This window comes from uncultured Sanguibacteroides sp., assembly GCF_900543425.1.
In the GTDB taxonomy this organism is placed as follows: Bacteria; Bacteroidota; Bacteroidia; order Bacteroidales; family Marinifilaceae; genus Gabonibacter.
On the sequence record NZ_UQRQ01000019.1, the window covers coordinates 33,510 to 54,003 of the forward strand.

13 protein-coding genes are annotated in these 20,494 nt (G+C 41.7%); 6 read left to right on the forward strand and 7 right to left on the reverse strand.

The window, feature by feature from the left end:
• Positions 1-3: 3 nt before the first annotated feature.
• The 4 genes from QZR76_RS10715 to QZR76_RS10730 form a co-directional block, all read right to left on the reverse strand.
• Positions 4-3,567: a SusC/RagA family TonB-linked outer membrane protein gene (locus QZR76_RS10715; RefSeq protein ID WP_294142810.1), complete on the reverse strand. Its 3,564-nt coding sequence runs from the start codon at positions 3,565-3,567 to the stop codon at positions 4-6.
• A 68-nt stretch (positions 3,568-3,635) separates the two neighbouring features.
• Entirely contained in the window at positions 3,636-4,802 is a 1,167-nt protein-coding gene (locus QZR76_RS10720; RefSeq protein ID WP_294142811.1) for a FecR family protein, read from the reverse strand.
• Between the two features lie 118 nt (positions 4,803-4,920).
• Positions 4,921-5,526 carry a sigma-70 family RNA polymerase sigma factor gene (locus tag QZR76_RS10725; protein ID WP_294142812.1) on the reverse strand — a complete coding sequence of 202 codons (606 nt, stop codon included), beginning with the start codon at positions 5,524-5,526 and terminating at the stop codon, positions 4,921-4,923.
• A gap of 67 nt (positions 5,527-5,593) precedes the next feature.
• A complete protein-coding gene (locus QZR76_RS10730; protein WP_294142813.1) occupies positions 5,594-6,061 on the reverse strand; it encodes a hypothetical protein in 468 nt (155 codons plus the stop codon).
• A gap of 74 nt (positions 6,062-6,135) precedes the next feature.
• On the opposite strand from QZR76_RS10730, the gene QZR76_RS10735 reads away from it, so the two are divergent.
• The 5 genes from QZR76_RS10735 (at position 6,136) to QZR76_RS10755 (ending at position 14,773) form a co-directional block, all read left to right on the forward strand.
• Positions 6,136-6,642: a calycin-like domain-containing protein gene (locus tag QZR76_RS10735; protein WP_294142814.1), complete on the forward strand. Its 507-nt coding sequence runs from the start codon at positions 6,136-6,138 to the stop codon at positions 6,640-6,642.
• Between the two features lie 72 nt (positions 6,643-6,714).
• Positions 6,715-8,805 (forward strand): M3 family metallopeptidase, encoded by a 2,091-nt coding sequence (locus tag QZR76_RS10740; protein ID WP_294142815.1) that lies wholly within the window; start codon positions 6,715-6,717, stop codon positions 8,803-8,805.
• 328 nt (positions 8,806-9,133) lie between these two features.
• Positions 9,134-10,270, forward strand: coding sequence for an efflux RND transporter periplasmic adaptor subunit (locus QZR76_RS10745; RefSeq protein ID WP_294142816.1), 1,137 nt, complete (start codon positions 9,134-9,136; stop codon positions 10,268-10,270).
• A complete protein-coding gene (locus QZR76_RS10750; protein WP_294142817.1) occupies positions 10,267-13,386 on the forward strand; it encodes a multidrug efflux RND transporter permease subunit in 3,120 nt (1,039 codons plus the stop codon). Before QZR76_RS10745 ends, QZR76_RS10750 begins: the two co-directional genes overlap by 4 nt.
• Positions 13,387-13,420: 34 nt before the next feature.
• Positions 13,421-14,773 (forward strand): efflux transporter outer membrane subunit, encoded by a 1,353-nt coding sequence (locus QZR76_RS10755; RefSeq protein ID WP_294142818.1) that lies wholly within the window; start codon positions 13,421-13,423, stop codon positions 14,771-14,773.
• Between the two features lie 52 nt (positions 14,774-14,825).
• Here QZR76_RS10755 and QZR76_RS10760 read toward each other — a convergent pair whose 3' ends face one another.
• Positions 14,826-16,472, reverse strand: a complete 1,647-nt coding sequence (locus tag QZR76_RS10760) for a metallopeptidase TldD-related protein (protein ID WP_294142819.1) — start codon at positions 16,470-16,472, stop codon at positions 14,826-14,828.
• A gap of 47 nt (positions 16,473-16,519) precedes the next feature.
• On the reverse strand, positions 16,520-18,226 hold the full coding sequence (locus QZR76_RS10765) for a metallopeptidase TldD-related protein (protein WP_294142820.1): 1,707 nt from the start codon (positions 18,224-18,226) through the stop codon (positions 16,520-16,522).
• 552 nt (positions 18,227-18,778) lie between these two features.
• On the opposite strand from QZR76_RS10765, the gene QZR76_RS10770 reads away from it, so the two are divergent.
• Positions 18,779-19,165: a polymer-forming cytoskeletal protein gene (locus tag QZR76_RS10770; RefSeq protein ID WP_294142821.1), complete on the forward strand. Its 387-nt coding sequence runs from the start codon at positions 18,779-18,781 to the stop codon at positions 19,163-19,165.
• A 98-nt stretch (positions 19,166-19,263) separates the two neighbouring features.
• On the opposite strand, the gene rocD is transcribed toward QZR76_RS10770, so the two are convergent.
• Complete coding sequence (gene rocD / locus QZR76_RS10775) at positions 19,264-20,475, reverse strand: ornithine--oxo-acid transaminase (RefSeq protein WP_294142822.1); 1,212 nt, start codon at positions 20,473-20,475, stop codon at positions 19,264-19,266.
• Between the last annotated feature and the right edge of the window lie 19 nt (positions 20,476-20,494).

The following is a 20,494-nucleotide window of genomic DNA, read 5'->3' on the forward strand; positions in this document are numbered from 1 at the left end:
ATATTAAATTGATATGTTCAAACCAAAATTAAAATTCCTCGTCGGAGGGACCGTGCCGGAACCAAAACTCATCTGTTCCGGATCCTGTCCGCGTAATTTTTTATTGGCCCATAGCCAAAGGTTCCCCGCTTCAAAACGCATACTAATAGCGGAAACGCCCAGTTTTTTACACAGGTCATCCGATACATTATAATTCAAAGAAACACTTCTCATCCGCAAAAAATCCCCGGAAACAACCCTTAAATCCGAATTATTATACATCTCCCATTTGTTATTGGATATCACATATTTCCGATCAAAATCGGAAAACACCAGATTAAGATCGGATAAAGCCGGAATAACCGTGTTCTCGTTAACTCCTTTCCGCCAACGATTCACAAATTCATCGGACATATTCTGCTGAGGCATAGGCAACATCTGACCAGAAGATTCGTACAGGTTGTTCAAACGGACTTTCTTTCCGATCGAGAACGCAAACAAGCAATTCAGGGTCAAACGTTTATATTGGAAATACATGGAAAAACCGCCGTTCAGATCAGCCACCCGTTTTCCGGAATAGGCAAATGCCTTTTCAAACATCTCCTCTTTCGTAATACCTTCCGGTTCGTCCGTATCCTTAAAAGTAGGTAATCCCTCTTCGTCTAATTTATCAAACTTATAGGAGTAAAAAGCATCCAGAGGCTTCGAATCTACGACCAGATTCCCTTGTAGAAAATCCCTGTACTCGTAAGATTTAGTCTGATTCTTACTGGTCACCTTATTGTAATTCTTATACATGTTCACGGACAATCCCCAAGTGAAATTCGGTGTTTTCACAGGAATCGCACCAATAGTCAATTCCCATCCTTTATTCTCAACATCTCCCCCGTTAATGGACACATCTTTTTTCCCTGTCACCGTAGATACGCGTTTCGTAATAATCTGATCCTCGCCTCTCTTTAAATAATACTCCACGGACCCGTTAATCCGGTTATCCAAAAATGCATACTCCAAACCGAGATTATAAGATTTTGTCTTTTCCCAGCGCAAGGAAGGATTCGGTAGCTGACTTAAAGAGGATATATACTCTTTCGAAACATTATCCATACTACCGATACTCACTAATAAATTAGGAGTTTGATCGGGATGTACGTTACCCTGTACTCCATAAGAAGCTTTAATCGCCAGCAAATTCATCCACATCACATCGTTAAACAACGATTCGTTATGGATATTCCACCGAGCGGCCACAGACCAGACAGGCAAAAATTTAGCGTCTTTGTCCTGTCCGAACTTATTCGATCCGTCTGTGCGGATATTAAAATTAGCCGTATATCGGTTATCGTAAGTGTAAGTAAACGTCCCATAAAAAGACACTACATTGGTAAGTCTGTTCGTCACTACATTGGGATTATTCAACAACCATTCATTGTATTTAGGCCACTCCACCGGATTAATCGGAACAAACTTTTCGCCTCGATCCGGCAGGTATCCCCACTGCACGGTTGAAATACCGTCGTATTTTACGGAACGAGCCTCTGTCCCCAAGTTTACATCTACTTCATGACGATCCAGGAAGCGTTTGTAATAATTCAAACCGGCACGTACCACGTAAGAAGCCGAATGCGTATGATCGTTTTTCAACTCCCCACCATAAGGCAATTGACATTGCGAGGTAACAAAATTATGATCCGTAGGTAATTCTTCTCCATAATTTACCCCTCGCAACTGGGCAATATAATAAGATCGTTCATTGGCCCAATTCTCCTCTTTGGTATTCATTCTTGTCAAAGAAAATACACCGTTAAACGTCAAATCCGAAAAAATCTTATAATTTACGTTAGCCATAAAATCGATACTCTCGTTTCGTATCTTCCGACCCGTATTTTCCCGCTCGTGCAAAATATTATAATTCAATATGGTCTCATATCCCTGCGTTTTATTATAAAACAGATAAGAACCGTCGGCATTATAAGCCGGAATGGCTCTCGAAGTATTATAGGCATAGGAATAGGGATCAATAGAGCCATGCAGATACTTTTTATCGGCAGAATAAGCCCTCAAAGAGAATCCGACATCCAGATTATCCCGTAATCGTATATTCAATTTTAGCAATCCGTTATAGCTCTCCATATCCGACCCTCTCACTACCGCATTCGTATTCGAGTAACCGGCAGAAAAATAATAGTTGATTTTTTCCGTCCCCCCGGAAATGGATAAAGAATGCTTGTGAGAAACATCCGTACGGAATAATTCGTCGTACCAATCGGTGTTTACCTTTTCCAAATCATAAACCCGGTCGACAAACTCCTCCTGGGTTATTTTTTTCGAATAGAGGTCATACAAAGCCCCCTCGTAACCTATATTGGAAGGTTTGACTCCGAAAACCAATCCCCGTTCGGCAATCTCTTTGGAAACATCAATCCGCTCCTTGGAGTCCATCCGGTGCAAATTGTTATAACTCGGGCGAAGGCTTATACCCACGTTACCGGCATAATGTACTACGGGTTTGCCGATCTTTCCCTTTTTCGTGGTGATAACAATCACTCCGTTGGCAGCCTTTACACCATAAATAGCCGTGGCAGAAGCATCTTTTAAAATATCAATCCGGTCAATATCTTCCGGGTTGATACTGGCAATAGCATTACCGATCAGATTCACATTATCCAGACTGTTCAACTCTTCCGCGGAAATCGGAACCGGTTCTTCCAGAATAATACCGTCTACCACCCATACCGGCTCCCGGTTTCCGGATATGGAAGAAGAACCCCGGATCCTAATCTTGGGAGCAGCCCCGGGTGTCGATGTCGGATTGATAATATTCACCCCTGCCAGTTTCCCTTGCAGCATGTTATCGATAGAAATGGCACTTCCTTCCATCATATCGGAACCTTTTACGCTAATGGCAGAGCTGGCATTTTTCCGACGATCGATCTTTTGATAACCGGTCACAACCACCTCTTCCATCGCTTTTACATCTTCCTCTAATATTACTTGTAAGGGTTTTCCTGCTTTAAAGTTCATCTTTACGGTCTTATATCCCACAAAAGAAAAAACCAACCGACCTGTGTCTACCGGCAATTGTAAAGAAAATCTTCCCAAATGATCGGTAGCCGTACCCAAGAACGTACTGTCCAATTTTACGGTTACTCCCGGCATCGGCTCTCCCCTCTCGTCCCTCACCGTACCTGTAACCGTAAACTCTTTGGCTTTATCTTCCGAACGAGCAGCCTTCATCACGATGATAAATTCGTTATTCAATTCAAACGTCAATCCTCTTACCGAAAGTACTCGCTCCAGCAAATCCGTTAAGTCAATCGTACCGAAATCAGCCTTCACCTTATCTCCCTTATTCAGCATATCGCTATTATACATAACGATACATCCCGTCTGTTTACGAATTTCCTGAAATAACTCCTCGTAAGTAGTTTCTCCCATTTTTACGTCCATCTTATGCTGGGCCAAACCATTTGCATGACCACCCAACACAAATCCTAAAAGCATAACAATCATTAAGCGCATAATCAGAAAGATCTTCCAGCGTTCGTTTTTATAAAAAACGAACCCCGATAATGGATTTTTTTTCATACATTTGTAATATTAAGTTTCAAACTAAGGGACCGGAAGGTGGTGCGAACACCCGACGGTCTTTTTTATTATTTCTCGTATACTTGAATTACATTTCCATTTACTTTAAAATAGACATCCGATGTTTTTTCCACAAAATCCAACATAAACCTCAACGAATTACTACGTTTTATAGCCCCGGTAAATTTCACTTTTTTAGCCTTTGCGTTCGCAAAGAAAAAATCCACATCATACCAACGTCCTAATTTCACGACTAATTCTTCCAACGACATTTCGTTAAAATCGAACAATCCTTCTTTCCAGGATACATAAGCAGACAAATTAACCTTTCTCTCTTCTATCTTACCGGAAACACTACTTGTCATAGCCTGCCACCCCGGTTTCAGCACACACTTCTCTTTTTGGTTGGCAACCTCCACTTCTCCGCTTACAAGCGTTACCTCCGTCGACGGCTCTCCGTCATAGGCCATTACATTAAAGGAAGTTCCCAACACGCGTGTCGTCAGTTGACTCGTATGAACAATAAAAGGATGCAACGTATCTCGGTTGACCTCAAAAAAAGCTTCTCCTTTTACTCTTACTTCTCTTTGTAAACCGGTAAAACGAACCGGATAACTTAATTCGGTCTCCGAATTCAACCATACCTTTGTCCCATCCGACAAGGTCAAAAAATACTCTCCTCCCCGAGGTACAACCAAGGTGTTGTACTCAATATCCTCCTGTTGATCCATACGATCGGTTACCTCGTAACTTAAGCCAGCTCCCTTTTTCCCTTTCAATAGGGTACCTTTGAGTTCTAATGAAAAAGAACTGTCGGCTGATAATTTTACCCGTCGCCCGTCATGAAGAATAAGCATAGCCGACGAATGGCCTCCTATCGTTTGTGCCAAATTTAAAGAGAGGGGCTCCTGTCGTTCATGACTGTTCAACCAGATCGTTATGGCAAAGAAAAGCAAACAAGCTGCCGCAACACCTCCAAGCGTATATACCCAAACATACCGTTTCGTTTTCGTCTTCAGGTTTCTCATAAAACGACTTTTCACCCCTTCCATATCCACCGTATCCCATGCCGAAGCATAATTCAACCGATAATAAACCCGTGTCAAACGTTCATACTCCAATCGATTACACTCATCCTCTTCTATCCATTGACGAACACGCTCCGTCTCCTCGTCGGTAGCGGTACCCTTCCAACAAGCCTGTATATCATAAAATATATCCTTCTGTATTTCCATCCCCATTCGTTTAAACTTTATCAGTTAAACAAAATTCTTTTCCGAACGGGTGAACGAAACAAAAAAAAATTAATCAAATAAGCTATATTATTTCAGATTCATGAAGAAAATCATAGAATCATAAACGGAGATCATTCCTTTTATTCCACATCATCAATAAAAAGAACATATTCTTATGGTCTTTTAGCTCTCCCCGCAGTTCCTTCAATCCCATTTTCAATAAAGTCTTTACCGTGTTAACCGAAATCCCCAGTTCTTCTGCCGCCTCTTTATACATTCGTCCTTTTTGCATTACCGTCTCGACGACCACACGTGTCTTATGCGGTAATTTCTGCATGGCGGTCAGAACGGTATTGACAACCGCTTCATCCAATCCCTCGGCTTCTTCTTGCGCTATTTGGTAATGCGGCATATTCAAATGCTCCGTTTTTATACCTTTTCGCAGCAAACGATTCGTACAACTATTTTTTACCATCGTAAAAAGAAAAGTAGAAAGAGCCCTGGGATGAATCCGCTCGTACAACTCCTCCTCCCACAATTTCACCAACTGCTCCTGCACCACGTCTTCTGCCTCCGCCATATTATGCATAAAACCGTCGGCAAATAAAACCAACGGCTTATAATATCGATCGAACAATACTCCCATTCCCTGGCGCTGCCCGGTCTTTAACATTTCCAGAATCTGTACGTCATTTACAACCATAACACCTACATTCCATTCCACAAAAATAGGAATTATTTTTATTTCGCAAAATCACGGGAAAAGTTCAATCGATCAATTTTAGAACATACTACTTTTCTTGCTTTTTCGCTTTATAAGTAACCTTGGTTTCCATGGACTGCATAATCGTGGCCTTCACTTCGGAATCGAGCTGGCCATCGATCACTTTTCCCGAGGCTTTCACCTCCATGGGCATTCCGTTATAGTCATAGGAGAAAGAGATATAAAGATTATAAATCTTTTTCCCCTGCTTTACTTCCGATTTCACGGAAACTCCCTGGGAACGATAATTGAATTTTTGACCGTTAGGCAACACGAAATCCGTCACCTTCACGATAACGCTATCCTTATGAATTCGTATCAATTCCAATTTTAATTTCATCTCTTGTTGCATGATCTCAACGAAAGCCGTTCCCTCGTATATTCCTGCAACCGAAGCCGCATTATCTTTTTTTTCTTTATCACCCGCAAACAGGAAATTTTCAACACAAAAAATACACACGAACAGAAAAGAGAATATCCGGACAAATTTCATCATTCAAGCTGTTTTAATTCTTAAAAAGGTTTTCTTATTTTAGCCGTTCGAAAATACAAAAAATAAAATCAAAAACAATGAAGCGGATACGACTCTTTACCGGGATTCTTTTCTTACTGTTGTTAACGGCACACCTGATGACTTCCTGCACGGGATGCAGCCGGAAAAAAGCAAACGATGTCACCTCCTTGCCGGGAGTGTATAAAGGACAAGCCAGTATCGAATTACCGGAACATATAAAAAGTATGATCAAACCGGCTCCCGACGGGAAAAAATTAATACCGGACGAACCTGTTCCGTGCAAATTGGAAATAACCCGAAACCCTCAAGAAGAGATATTCGTTCAATTAATAGATTTCCAAATACCCGTAGAGGGTATTAAGATTGAACCGGCAAAATGCAAAATAACCCAAACGGCAGACACGTTCTATCTGACAGGAAGCGGAAACGTCACTTACGGCAAACAAACTATCAGCTACTCTCCTAACGGAACGATCAAGGAAGATGAAATGGATTTGAAAATAACGGTAAGCATTATTCCCATGATATTGGAAGTTCAAATCCTTTTCAAAGGGAAAAAATAATCTATCGAAAAAGCCGAAAAAATCTTATTTTTGTCCCCGTAAATCGAGTATAAATTAAACTGACTTTTATAAATGAAAAAAATAACTTTTATGGCTGCAATTATTCTTGTTATGGCCTCTTGTGACAAAAACGATCAAAATCCCTTACTAACGGCTTTTGATACTCCACACCAGACCCCTCCGTTCGATAAAATAAAGGCTGAACATTACGAACCGGCTTTTGATATAGCTATTGAAGACGCAAAAAAAGAGGTAGCTCGGATTGCCGCTTCCAAAGAGACTCCTACATTCGAAAACACCATTGTTGCCCTCGACAATACCGGAGAGTGTTTGGAATATATTTCTAGTATTTTCTTTAACCTGAATTCTGCCATGACCGACAGCCTGATGCAGGATATAGCCCAAAAAGTCTCTCCTAAATTAACAGCATACGGTCACGAAATATACATGAATCAGGAGCTCTTTAACCGGGTAAAGCAGGTTTACGAGCAAAAAGAAAAACAGAATTTGAATCCGGAACAGCATGCATTACTGGAGAAGACCTGGAAAGCCTTTATCAAAGGCGGAGCCAATCTGGAAGGAGCCGACAAAGAACGGTTCAAAGAGGTTTCCATCGAACTCTCCAAGTTGAGCCTGACCTTCGATAAAAACGAACTGGCCGAAACCAATGCCTTCGAATTACACGTGACAAAAGAAGAGGATCTGTCAGGACTACCGGAAGGAGTAAAAGAGATGGCCGCAATAACAGCCAAACAAAAAGGAAAGGAAGGTTGGATATTTACACTCCACTACCCGAGTTTTGCCCCCTTTATGAAATATGCCGATAACCGGAAATTAAGAGAACAAATGTATAGGGCGAACTCTTCCAGGGGATATCATGACAACGAATACAACAACGAAGAAATTATAAAAAAAATTACCGCTCTGAGATTGGAGCTGGCCCAAATCATGGGATATAAGAATTACGCTGAATACGCCCTTACCGATCGCATGGCCAATACCCCGGAGATCGTGAATAATTTCATCGAAGAATTACATAAAGCATCCCATCCGGCCTCTTTGAGAGACAAAAAAGAGGTGGAAGAGTATGCCAGCAAAGCCGGCCTGAAAGGAGAACTACAACGTTGGGATTGGGCCTATTATTCCAATAAACTCATGCAAGAAAAATATGCCCTCGATGATGAAATGTTAAAACCTTATTTCAAACTGGAAAACGTACAATCCGGCATATTTGATTTAGCACACAAGTTATATGGAATTACCTTCAGAGAGGTGCATAATATCCCGTTGTATCACAAAGAGGTGAAAACATTTGAAGTTTATGATACAGACAGCACCTATCTGGGTGTTCTCTACCTGGATTTCTTCCCGCGAGAAAGTAAAGGCGGCGGAGCCTGGATGACCGAATTCAGAGGACAAAAAATAAAAGACGGTAAAGACTCCCGACCATTGGTTTCCATGGTCATGAATTTCACCAAACCGACAGAAACAAAGCCGTCTCTGTTAACATTCAGCGAAGTAACAACCTTTTTGCATGAATTCGGACATGCCATGCACGGCATGTTATCCAAATGTACTTACGGATCTACTTCAGGAACGAATGTTTACCGTGATTTCGTGGAATTACCCTCTCAAATCATGGAAAACTGGGCGTTAGAAAAAGAGTGGTTGGACACCTGGGCAGTACATTACCAAACGGGGGAAAGATTACCTCAAGAATACATAGATAAAATCAAAAAATCAGCTAATTTTCAAAGCGGATATGCCAGCGATCGGCAATTAAGTTTTGCCATGGTAGATATGGCATGGCATACGATTACCAAACCGGTAACAGAACCTTTGATCGAGTTCGAAAATAAAGCCATGGGCAAAACGGAAATCATGCCGCTGGTAAAAGGTAGTGCTTTTTCAACAGCTTTCGGCCATATCTTTGCAGGAGGATATGCAGCCGGCTATTACGGTTACAAATGGGCGGAAGTTTTGGATGCCGATGCCTTTTCCGTTTTCAAGAAGAATGGAATTTTCGATAAGGAAACAGCGACTTCTTTCCGTAAAAATATTTTGGAAAAAGGGGGATCGGAAAATCCCATGATTCTTTATAAACGCTTCCGCGGGCAAGAACCTACGGTCGACGCTCTCCTTGAACGTAGCGGATTGAAATAACATTTGGAAATAATATGCTGAAAATAGCGATATCTTAATTACAGATCCGTAAAATAATACTGCAATCACATAAAAAATAATTAACATCGGATATTCAATCAAAGATGTTAATTATTTTTTGTGAAATCGCTCCAACGTAGAATAATTCCCCAATACCGTGGAAAAACACCCCAAGATATTGATCATATGTCAAACAATCACTACATGGAATACGTAGAATATTTTACTGATAACCAATTAAATACAATCAACACTATCGAATTGACAAAAAAATAGCACGCCATTTTCATAAGAAAGGGCATCGTGTACGAAATTAAAACCCAAAAGTATGAATAGATTATGTGAAGTCCTTATTATCTTTTTGCTTGTATCTTTAGCCGGATGTAAAAAAAATCAGGAACCGGAAAGACAAGTAGTAACCGTTGAAAAAGTCGGTATTGATGATGTTGAGATATACGGTGAATACGTGGGAAGAATTCGAGCCAAACGTTTCGTGGAAGTTCGTGCCAGAGTGGAAGGTTATCTCGAACAGATGTTATTTGAAGAAGGAAAAAGAGTGCATAAAAATCAACCTTTGTTCCGGATTAATAGTGACTTATACAAAGCAAGAGTAGATAAAGCAAAAGCACAATTAAAAAAAGACAACGCCCAAAAAGCCAAGTCAGACCGGGACGTCGAACGTCTTCAACCGTTATATGCACAAAACGCTGCCAGTCAACTGGATCTGGATAACGCAAAAGCAGCTTCGGAAAGTGCTGAGGCAAATGTAGCCATGAGTAAGGCCGATCTGGCGCAAGCCGAACTGGAGTTAAGTTATACTACCGTGAAATCTCCTATCGACGGATACATCAGCGAGCGTTATGTGGATATAGGAACATTAGTAGGACCCGGATCCAAATCGCTATTAGCCACGATCGTGGAGAGCGACGAGGTTCTTGTTGATTTCAGCTTGACCGCATTGGACTATTTACGCAGTCAACAACGTAACGTTCGCTTGGGAGAGCAAGATGACAACCGCTCCTGGCAGCCCAATGTTACGATAACCTTAGCGGATAATTCTGTTTATCCGATAAAAGGGATCGTTGATTTCGCGGAGCCTCAGGTTGATCCTCAAACCGGAACATTCGGGGTAAGAGCCGAACTTCCTAACCCGAATCGTATCCTGTTGCCCGGACAATTTACCAAGGTAAAACTATTGCTCGATGTACGGGAACATGCTATAGTCGTTCCCACAAAAGCCGTTGTAACTGAAAAAGGAGGAGCTTATATATATGTTGTACGACGGGATAGTACCGCAGAAAAACGTTTCATCGAATTAGGTCCGGAATTTGAGAATCAGGTTGTCGTAGAACGAGGATTAGGAGAAGGAGAACTTATCGTAGTAGAAGGTTTCCACAAATTAACCCCGGGAAGTCTCGTGCTTCCAATCGTTGCCACTAAAGAAGAGGAGGAAAAAAGCTTATGAAATTAGGATTTTTTATCGATAGGCCGATCTTTTCGGCCGTGCTCTCTATTGTTATCGTGATTATAGGTTTTATCGGTTTATTTCTTCTTCCTGTCGATCAATATCCGCAAATCACCCCTCCGGTAGTAAAAATATCTGCTTCTTACCCGGGAGCCAGCGCCCTTACGGTTTCTCAGGCCGTAGCTACACCCATTGAACAAGAGTTAAACGGAACTCCGGGTATGCTTTACATGGAATCAAGCAGTTCCAACTCCGGCGGCCTCTCTATCGACGTAACTTTTGACATATCGGCCGATGCCGAACTCGCCGCCGTAGATATTCAAAACCGGGTAAAATTAGCGGAATCACGTCTTCCGGCAGAAGTAATACAAAACGGTATAAAAGTCGAGAAGCAATCATCCAGCCAGTTGATGACCCTATGCCTCACCTCTTCCGACTCTCGTTTTGATGAAATATACCTGAGTAATTTCGCTACAATCAACGTATTGGATATCCTTCGACGGATACCGGGAGTAGGACGGGTCTCCAACATCGGTAGTCGATACTACGCGATGTGTATCTGGGTACTTCCCGACCGAATGGCAAACTTCGGATTAACGGTCAAAGATCTTCAAAATGTTCTGAAAGATCAAAACCGAGAATCTGCCGCGGGAGTTTTAGGACAACAACCGATCTCCGGCTCTGACCTGACTATTCCGATCTCGGCACCCGGACGTCTCTCCAGTGTCAACGAATTCGAGGAAATTGTCGTTCGTGCCAATCCGGACGGTTCCATTATCCGTTTACGCGATGTGGCCAGAGTATCATTAGAAGCCGGTTCCTATTCCACGGAAAGTGGTATAAACGGAGAAAATGCTGCCGTATTGGGAATATATATGCTTCCGGGAGCCAACGCCATAGAGGTTGCCGATAACGTGAAAAAAGCCATGGAAGAGATCAGTAAGAACTTTCCGGAAGGACTAAGCTATTCTATCCCTTTCGATATCACTACCTACATATCGGAATCGATACATGAAGTGTACAAGACTCTCTTCGAAGCCCTTTTTCTGGTTATCCTGGTTGTTTTTCTTTCTCTACAAAATTGGAGAGCTTCCGTCATCCCGTTACTCGCCGTTCCTGTCTCTTTAATAGGCACTTTCGGCATCATGCTCATGATGGGATTCTCCCTGAACATGTTGACATTACTCGGATTAGTACTGGCCATCGGTATTGTTGTAGATGACGCTATTGTCGTCGTGGAAGGAGTAGAACGCCTTATGGAAGAGGGATTATCTCCCTACGAGGCTACCTGTAAAGCCATGAAAGAATTAACCGGAGCCTTGATTGCTACCTCATTGGTATTGGCCGCCGTTTTTATTCCGGTTAGTTTCCTTCCTGGAATCACGGGGATGCTTTACCGCCAATTTGCCGTGACAATCGTAGTCTCCGTATTGATCTCCACATTGGTAGCCCTGACGTTGAGCCCGGCCATGTGTGCTATTTTGCTTCGACCGAATAAAAACGAGAAAAACTTTATTTTCCGCAAAATCAACGAATGGTTGGCAAGAGGCAACAATTTTTATATTCGGACTTTACACAAAGCCGTAAATTGTCCTCGCCGCATCATTGCGGGATTCGGCATGATCCTTGTACTCATATTCGTGCTAAACCGATTTATTCCAAGTAGCTTTTTACCCGAAGAGGATCAGGGATATTTTAAGGTCGAATTAGCTCTGCCCGAAGGGGCAAGTCTTGAACGTACCCGAATCGTAACGGAAAGAGCAGTAGAATTTCTGAAAAAACATCCGGCTGTCGAATACGTCCAAAATGTAACGGGAACCAGTCCGAGAATCGGGACGGCCCAATCCAGAGCTGAACTGACCGTCATTCTCAAATCATGGAAGAAAAGGAAAAAAGGTGACTTATCATTGGAGAAAGTCATGGAAGATGTACGCTCCGAATTTTCTAATTACCCGGAAGCCCAAGTATTTTTATCCACCCCACCCGTGATACCGGGCTTAGGAGCCTCCGGGGGATTTGAAATGCAAATAGAAGCACGTAACGGAGCCACATTCGATAATCTCGTGGAAGCCGTTGACACTCTAATGAAATACGCCTCACGATCACGTTCCATCACAGGAATATCCTCCTCATTGCAAGCCGAAATACCACAGCTGTATTTTGATGTAGATCGGGATAAAGCCCAACTATTAGGCATCCCCTTGGCCGATATATTTTCAACGATGAAAGCTTACACGGGATCGGTCTACGTGAACGATTTCAACATGTTTAACCGGGTATATAAGGTATACATCCAGGCAGAAGCTCCCTATCGTAAATACAAAGATAACTTGAATCTGTTTTTTGTTAAAACAGCCAAAGGGAATATGGTTCCCTTGACAGCCTTAGGATCAGCCGAATACACAACCGGACCGGGAAGTATTAAAAGATTCAATATGTTTTCTACGGCCGTCATACGAGGTTCTGCCGCACCGGGGTATAGTTCCGGACAGGCCATGAATGCCATTGAAAAAATAGCCCGGACTCATTTACCCGAAAATATGGGCATCGAGTGGAGCGGTCTGTCTTTCCAAGAGAAAAAAGCAGAAGGGCAAACCGGACTTGTTATGGTGCTGGTATTTACCTTCGTATTTCTATTTCTGGCTGCTTTATACGAAAGCTGGCTTGTACCTGTCTCCGTATTATTATCCCTTCCGGTTGCCGCCTTCGGTGCTTACTTGGGAATATGGATTTTCGGATTGGAAAACAATATTTATTTCCAGATCGGATTAGTTACCCTAATCGGTCTGGCCGCCAAAAACGCTATCTTAATCGTGGAGTTTGCCAAAATAGAAGTCGACCGGGGTGTCGATGCAGTACAAGCCGCAGTAACGGCTGCAAGAGCCCGATTCCGTCCTATTTTAATGACTTCATTGGCTTTTGTTTTGGGAATGCTTCCCCTTGTAATAGCAAGTGGTCCGGGATCTGCCAGTCGCCATTCCATCGGTACCGGAGTATTCTTCGGTATGATCGTTGCGATTACGGTCGGAATTATTCTGGTTCCATTCTTCTTCATTATGATCTATAAATTGAAGCAGAAAAAACATCACAAGGTGCAAAATGAAATTTCAAACTGAAACAATTTGACACCAACCTTTAAAACGTAAGATTATGAAACACTATAAAATCATAAGTATCGGACTACTGATAGGAGTTCTCCTCACCTCCTGCAAATTAGGACAAAAATATACCCGTCCCGAATTAAATCTCCCCCAAGCTATTCTTGAAGGAGATAAAGACACCCTTTCTGTCCAATCCGTCAAATGGTGGGAACTATACAAGGATACCGTATTACAAGGATTAATCAAAACGACACTGGAACACAACAAAGATATGCTGATAGCCGCAGCCCGGATTAAGGAAAGCAGGGCTTACCAACGTATCAGTAAAGCCGATTTATTCCCACGACTCGAGGGACAAGTCGGTGGAGAGAGAGAGTACGATGCAACTCCGGAGAATACCTTCGAGGCTAAATTAAACCTTACATGGGAGGTTGATCTATGGGGTAAATTACGCTGGGCTACACAAGAAAGTTTAGCCGCCTATCTGCAAACAGTAGAAGGTAAACAAGCTCTGCAAATGACGCTAATTGCACAAGTCGCACAAGCCTATTTTGAACTTAGAGCTCTCGATCAGGAACTAAGTATCGTACGACAAACCTTCAAAGCACGGGAAGAAAGCGTACACCTGGCTAAACTCCGTTTTGAAGGAGGATTGACATCCGAGACTTCCTACAGACAGGCACAGGTAGAATTGGCTAAAACCAAAACCCTGATTCCAGACCTGGAACGCAATATAAAACTAAAAGAAAACGATATCTCTTTGCTTACCGGACACTACCCGGGGCAAATCCCACGCGGGCAAGACATCGTCAATCAAGCTCTACCCATATCATTACCTGTAGGCTTACCCTCGACTTTATTGGAACGCCGACCGGATCTTCGGCAAGCCGAATTAAAACTAAAGGCAGCGAATGCCAAAGTCGGCATCGCCTATACCAGCTTATTTCCTAATTTCAAACTAACCGGCGTATACGGTCTGGAAAATAATGATCTTAGCAATTTTCTAAAAGCACCCTACTGGTATATAGGAGGTGAATTACTTGAACCTTTATTTGCCATGGGTAAACACAGGGCCAAGCTAAAAGCTGCAAAAGCAGCTTATGAGCAGGAAGTATATGCCTATCAAAAAAGTGTATTAACCGCTTTTAAGGAGGTCGACAACGCCTTGACTTCCTATCAAAAAATAAAAGAGATACGGGAATCGCGCTCACACCTGGAAGAAGCCGCCCACTCCTATATGGATCTGGCAACCCTCCAATACATTAACGGCGTAATCAGTTACCTGGACGTATTGGACGCACAACGTGGCTATTTCGATGCCCAAATCAGTCTGAACAACGCTATCCGGGACGAATTACTTTCGGTCGTTTATTTATATCTCGCTCTCGGCGGAGGATGGTAATACAAAAAAAGCCGGATAAAAAATCCGGCTTTTTTTGTATTAAATATAACTTTTACCGTTGCAACGGATAAGTTAAAACAGGCTCTTTCTCTGCCTTAACAGGTAATTTACCGATCTCGACATCTTCAATCAAAATGGCAGAAGGATAAATCAAAGAAGATAAAACATCATTGTTCAAAATGTAATTGGATACATTCTCTTTGTTTGAAATCTCCAATACGCGTTTAATTTTAGGTAAAGTAATAGCAGAAATATCAGCCGTACGAGTTAACGTTTCGCTACCGTCTTTTACATCCACCCGATAAAGTAAAGATCCGACACCACTTATACGACGAACAATATAAGCGTAAGCCAATCCCTCTTCCTTAGCAGCTTTAATCAAAGCCTTTTTCATTTTCTCCGGTTTCACACCTTTATCCACCTGAATGTGAATCGTACCGGGAGCAGTCACGTAAGCAATTCCGCTATACACGTAACGGGAACTACCGGTAGAATGCGGAGCCTTCGATGTGGGCACACAACCGTTCAACATTCCCCGAAGAATACCATGTTCAACCAATGTCATCTCTTTTTCCGGAACAACACCCTCGGCATCGATCTCATAAGCACCAATTAAAGAGACTCCGTTGTATTTATCCAATGTACTGTAATTTTTTACAGTTAAACGAGAATCTATGATCTTTTTTCCCATCCGGTCGTCCAATGTTTTCACGGGCTGGGTACGGTCTGAATTCGGCTTACGGTAAGCGAATAAACCTTGTTTATTCAATAGATTACGAGTGAAAATAGAAGAAGCGGCAGCATCCTCAAATAATACCGGCCCGGAATAATACTCTTCAACTTTAGGAGCATCTTTCAATTTAACCAGATTCTCCGCAAATTTTGTTACATTCTTCTTCAATTCATCTATAGAAGGCAGATCATCCGGATTTTTTACCAAAACGGAATAAGAATCCGTTATTTTCTCTCCTTCCGGAGTCGTAACGGTTCCTTGAGCAAAGAGATTCACAAAACGAGAAGGTTGCTTCACGGAAACCCCATCCGTCGTTTGACGATACAACTCCATATCTATACCGCTCACCACAACCCGGGAATTGTATATCTCCTTGTAATCCTTAAAAATAACAGACAACTCTTTTACAATCTCTTCCAATTTAGAACGGTCGATCGTATAAGGCTCCTTCGGCTCTACTATCTTTACGATGGGTTCTACTTTTTCCAAATCGGCCAATTGAGCTTCTTCCGGAGATTGCGGATTAGCTTTCAAATAAGCATCCTTAGCAGATGCCGACTGCAAGGCAAATTTATACATCACATCGGTAGCTAACCAAAAGCCTCTTCGAATACCCAAATAATCCATCTCTTCCGGTATAGATGCTTCCGCATATTGTCCTACATACATGGCATCACTCGTGTGATTATAATCACCCAACATCAACTGAACTCCCCCTGTCGTATTTCCATTTGACACGTATGAGTTTACTACCCCTCCTAACACACCTATTATTTCAAACTGACGATAATGTCCCAAGGCGTAAGACAGAAAAAAAGGCCTCTGCATATTCGGCAAAACAATTTCTTCTTTATTCCGCTCGATCTCATCTTGCATAGCTTTGAAAACCACCTTATCGGAATCACTTTGTGCCGATACCGGAACAGCCAGCAAAAAAAGCAAAAATATAGCTAATATATATCTCATCTTATTTTAGATTTACGATTTTAGACTTAAACTAAAGTATAATACTTTTATTTCTTGTTTTCACTCGGAGCTTGTAAAATAGGAGGCAATTGCCGAGATTTTTCTCTCCGTTGCGTTTCGATCTTATTAACGAAGATCATAGGGGAGCTTGCCGTTACAGGTACCCAGCCAGACTCAGCACCACACATTCCCGTGAACACGCTCGGCCGATCTCCTCCGGCTACAATATTGGAAAACATAGATAGCGGTGTTCCGATCAGATCTACCCCCCGCACCAACTCGTCCGGACGACCATCCACGTAAACACGGTATACCTCCAACGGGGTTACGTTAAAGGAGTTCAAACTTCCTCCCTCTCCCGTGAAAGTGAAACCACTCGTTACCTCTTTGAAATAATATCCGTACTCTTTTCCCTGTTTTTTAGCTTCCTCTATCAACATCTGGCGTAATTGAGCCTCGGTTTGGGGATTCGTTGTTTCCACAACCAAATTAGCCTGACGGGATACGGGATCTCCACCTCCGGCAGTACGTCCGTGAGCATTACTATGAGGGAATCCCTCCAAAGGAACCCGGCTCATCAAAAACTCTTGCAATATACCGTTCGTAACGACATCTACCCGACGGGCCTTCACTCCCTCGTCATCGTATAAATAAAAACCGTTCATATAATCTCCTGCATATTGTCTCAACGTAGGATCGGAATATACCTGGAAATCAGTTGGCAATACCTGTTCGCCAACCATCTTTTTAAAGGTTTGTCCGCCGCTCTTCATCCGATGACCTTCCAAACGATGTCCGAAGATTTCATGGAAAAACACACCGCTGGCAGGACCCGACAGAATAGCCGGTCCCGTATAGGGATCAACAACCGGAGCCGTTCGCAAAATATTTAACCGTTTTACCATATCTTCTGCATCTGCTATCAAACGCTCGTTAGAAGGAAGATCTTTCAACTCATAAGCAAAATAAGAAAGATTCAATGGTAAATCCATTCCGTCCTCCGCCTTCATGGAAGCAGAGATGATAATACGAGCATATGTCCGGTTTTGCACGACTTCCGTACCTTCTGTATTCACAAAGTAAGTGCGCAATACCCTGAAACTCAAACTGGCCTGTCCTTCCTGCAATAAAGAAGACTCTTTAAATATAGAAGAAACTTCGTTCAATCGTTTTTCCCAAGCCTTTACATCAATAGCTTGCTTTTCTGCCGGGATCGGTGCTTCGTAATATTTTTCTACCGGAGTGGAAGAAAAACAAGGAGCCTTATCCTCATTATCAACACTCACCGTACTCTGTGTTTTTGCCTTTTCATACATATCAAGGGCAAAATTATACCGCTTTATAACCTCCGACCAAATTGCTTGTCGTATACCGTCTTCTCCGTTTTCATCCTCCAAAGGAAGTAACGATCCCCGGTAACTTCTTCTTTGGTCCGGAGCCGTTCCCATGTAATTATATTTAAAATTATCCAGTAAAGTATCGCCTAAACGGATCTGAGGTACTAACATGCGAGTACGATAGTCTTGAACCGACATCGTTGCTCCGAAAGAGCTGGATATGTTTACATTTCTATCATCCAAAACACGAAAATTCATATGATAAGGAGGAAATTCCTGTTTTTGCAACTCTTTCATATCATATGCTAACTCTTGCTTCAAAAGTTGCAGTAACTTATCCTGTTCCTGCCCGAAAGCACCCGGCAAAAACAACAGAAAAAGAAATAAGCTTAAAATAACCAATCTACATTTTCTCATTTGTGTAAATTTAAGTGAATAAATAAATTTATAAGGTTACGCACAAACCTCGTAACAAATATAGAAAGATAATTCTAAGAATAAATAAATTGATATTTTAAAATTATGTTATAATAAACCTAAAATATCGGGAACCGCTTTCCTCTAAAATGTAATCAATGCTTGTAAAGATAATATACGCAAGAACAGATTTAAACAACTACATATTATATTTCACATAGTTACGCCTATATTTTATATACATCATATTATTTTTACTCCATTTATATCATATATCTCATTTTTATTTTATAATATTACGCTTTAAACGAACGTTTTATAAGCACAACACATACTCCATAATTATATTTATTCCATACTCCAATACTGAGGCCATCTAATTGTCTATCAGATTTATAATTATATATTACTTTGCATTTAATTTCTAAAATACATACACATTACCGTACTCATAAAACGTTGGTTTTATGAGTTATGTTATCAATATTAAAACAATGATATTCTATCACTTATCAATATCAACAGTAATATACATGTAAAAAAAAGAAAGCCATGGCAAAAGAGAAAGAGACAGAAAACATTTTCAACTTATTAAACGAAGGGCTTACACTGGAAGGTAATTTACAAACGGATAAAGATATTCGTATCAACGGGACACTAAAGGGAAACATGACGACTAACGGAAAAATAATTATTGGTCCGGCAGCAAGTATCACGGGACAAACAGAAGCCCCTTACATCGAGATCTTCGGTAAGTTAACCGGAGATATTATTTCCGAAGGAAGCGTGATTCTAAAATCGAAATCTATCATAGAAGGGACAATTACCACACGTACTTTGATTGTAGAACCGGGAGCCCAATTTAACGGAGAATGCAAAATGATTGAAAAGAAGAAAACAGAATCTCAACCGCCCCAAACTCCCCCAAAAAATAAATAGCCCCGTCGGTTGTAGAAAATAAACCGTTGTAAAACAGATTCCTCTCTATTTTACAACGGTTATAACTCATCTTACTACTTCTTTAGACCATATCTTGTCTACTCGAATTCTTTAAGAGTCTTTTTAATAATGTCAACCGCCTCGAGTAATTGTTTCTTCTTAATTACCAAAGGTGGTGCAAAACGAATAATATGTTCGTGGGTAGGCTTAGCCAGCAAACCGTTATCCCTCAATTTCAAACATACATCCCAAGCCGTCTTTCCGTTCTTCGGTTTAATCACCACGGCATTCAACAAGCCCTTACCGCGAACCAACTCGATCATATCGGATTTTATCTCTCCTACCTTTTTCCGGAAAACCTTTCCTAATTTCTCGGCGTTTTCAACTAATTTTTCATCTTTCACTACCTGTAAAGCCGCCATGGATACTTTTGCCGCAATCGGATTACCGCCGTAGGTAGAACCGTGTTCACCCGGCTTAATCGTCAACATAATTTCATCATCGGCCAACACGCAGGAAACAGGCATTGCCCCTCCGGATATAGCCTTCCCTAAAATCAAAACATCCGGTCGAACCCCTTCATGATCACATGCCAGCATTCGTCCGGTACGAGCCACTCCGGTCTGTACCTCATCTGCCATAAATAACACATTATGGGCTTTACACAAGTCATAAGCCTTTTTCAGGTACCCCTCGTCCGGCACGAATACACCAGCCTCACCCTGTATCGGTTCCAATAAAAATCCCGCCACGTTAGGATCTTTCAACTCTCTTTCCAGTGCCGGAATATCGTTATAAGGTATACGTACGAAACCAGGAGTAAAAGGTCCAAAGCCCGCGTAAGAAGAAGGATCATTGGAAAGAGTCACAATCGTGATCGTACGACCGTGGAAATTATTATCACAGACAATAATTTTTGCCTGATCGGCAGGAATACCTTTCACATCATATCCCCAACGACGACAAAGTTTTAAAGCCGTTTCATCCGCTTCTGCCCCGCTATTCATCGGTAACACCTTATCATATCCAAAATACTTGGTGATGTATTCTTCCCATTCACCTAAAACATTATTATAAAACGCCCTGGAAGTCAACATCAGTTTTTTGGCCTGATCAGTCATTGCCTTTACGATCTTCGGATGACAATGTCCCTGATTAACAGCCGAATAAGCGGAAAGAAAATCAAAATAACGTTTCCCGTTCACATCCCATACAAAAATTCCTTTTCCTTTCTCTAATACCACGGGTAGCGGATGATAATTATGAGCACCGTATTTGGCCTCACGATTCATGTAGTCTTTTTCTGTCATTTTTTTTATATTAGTTGGT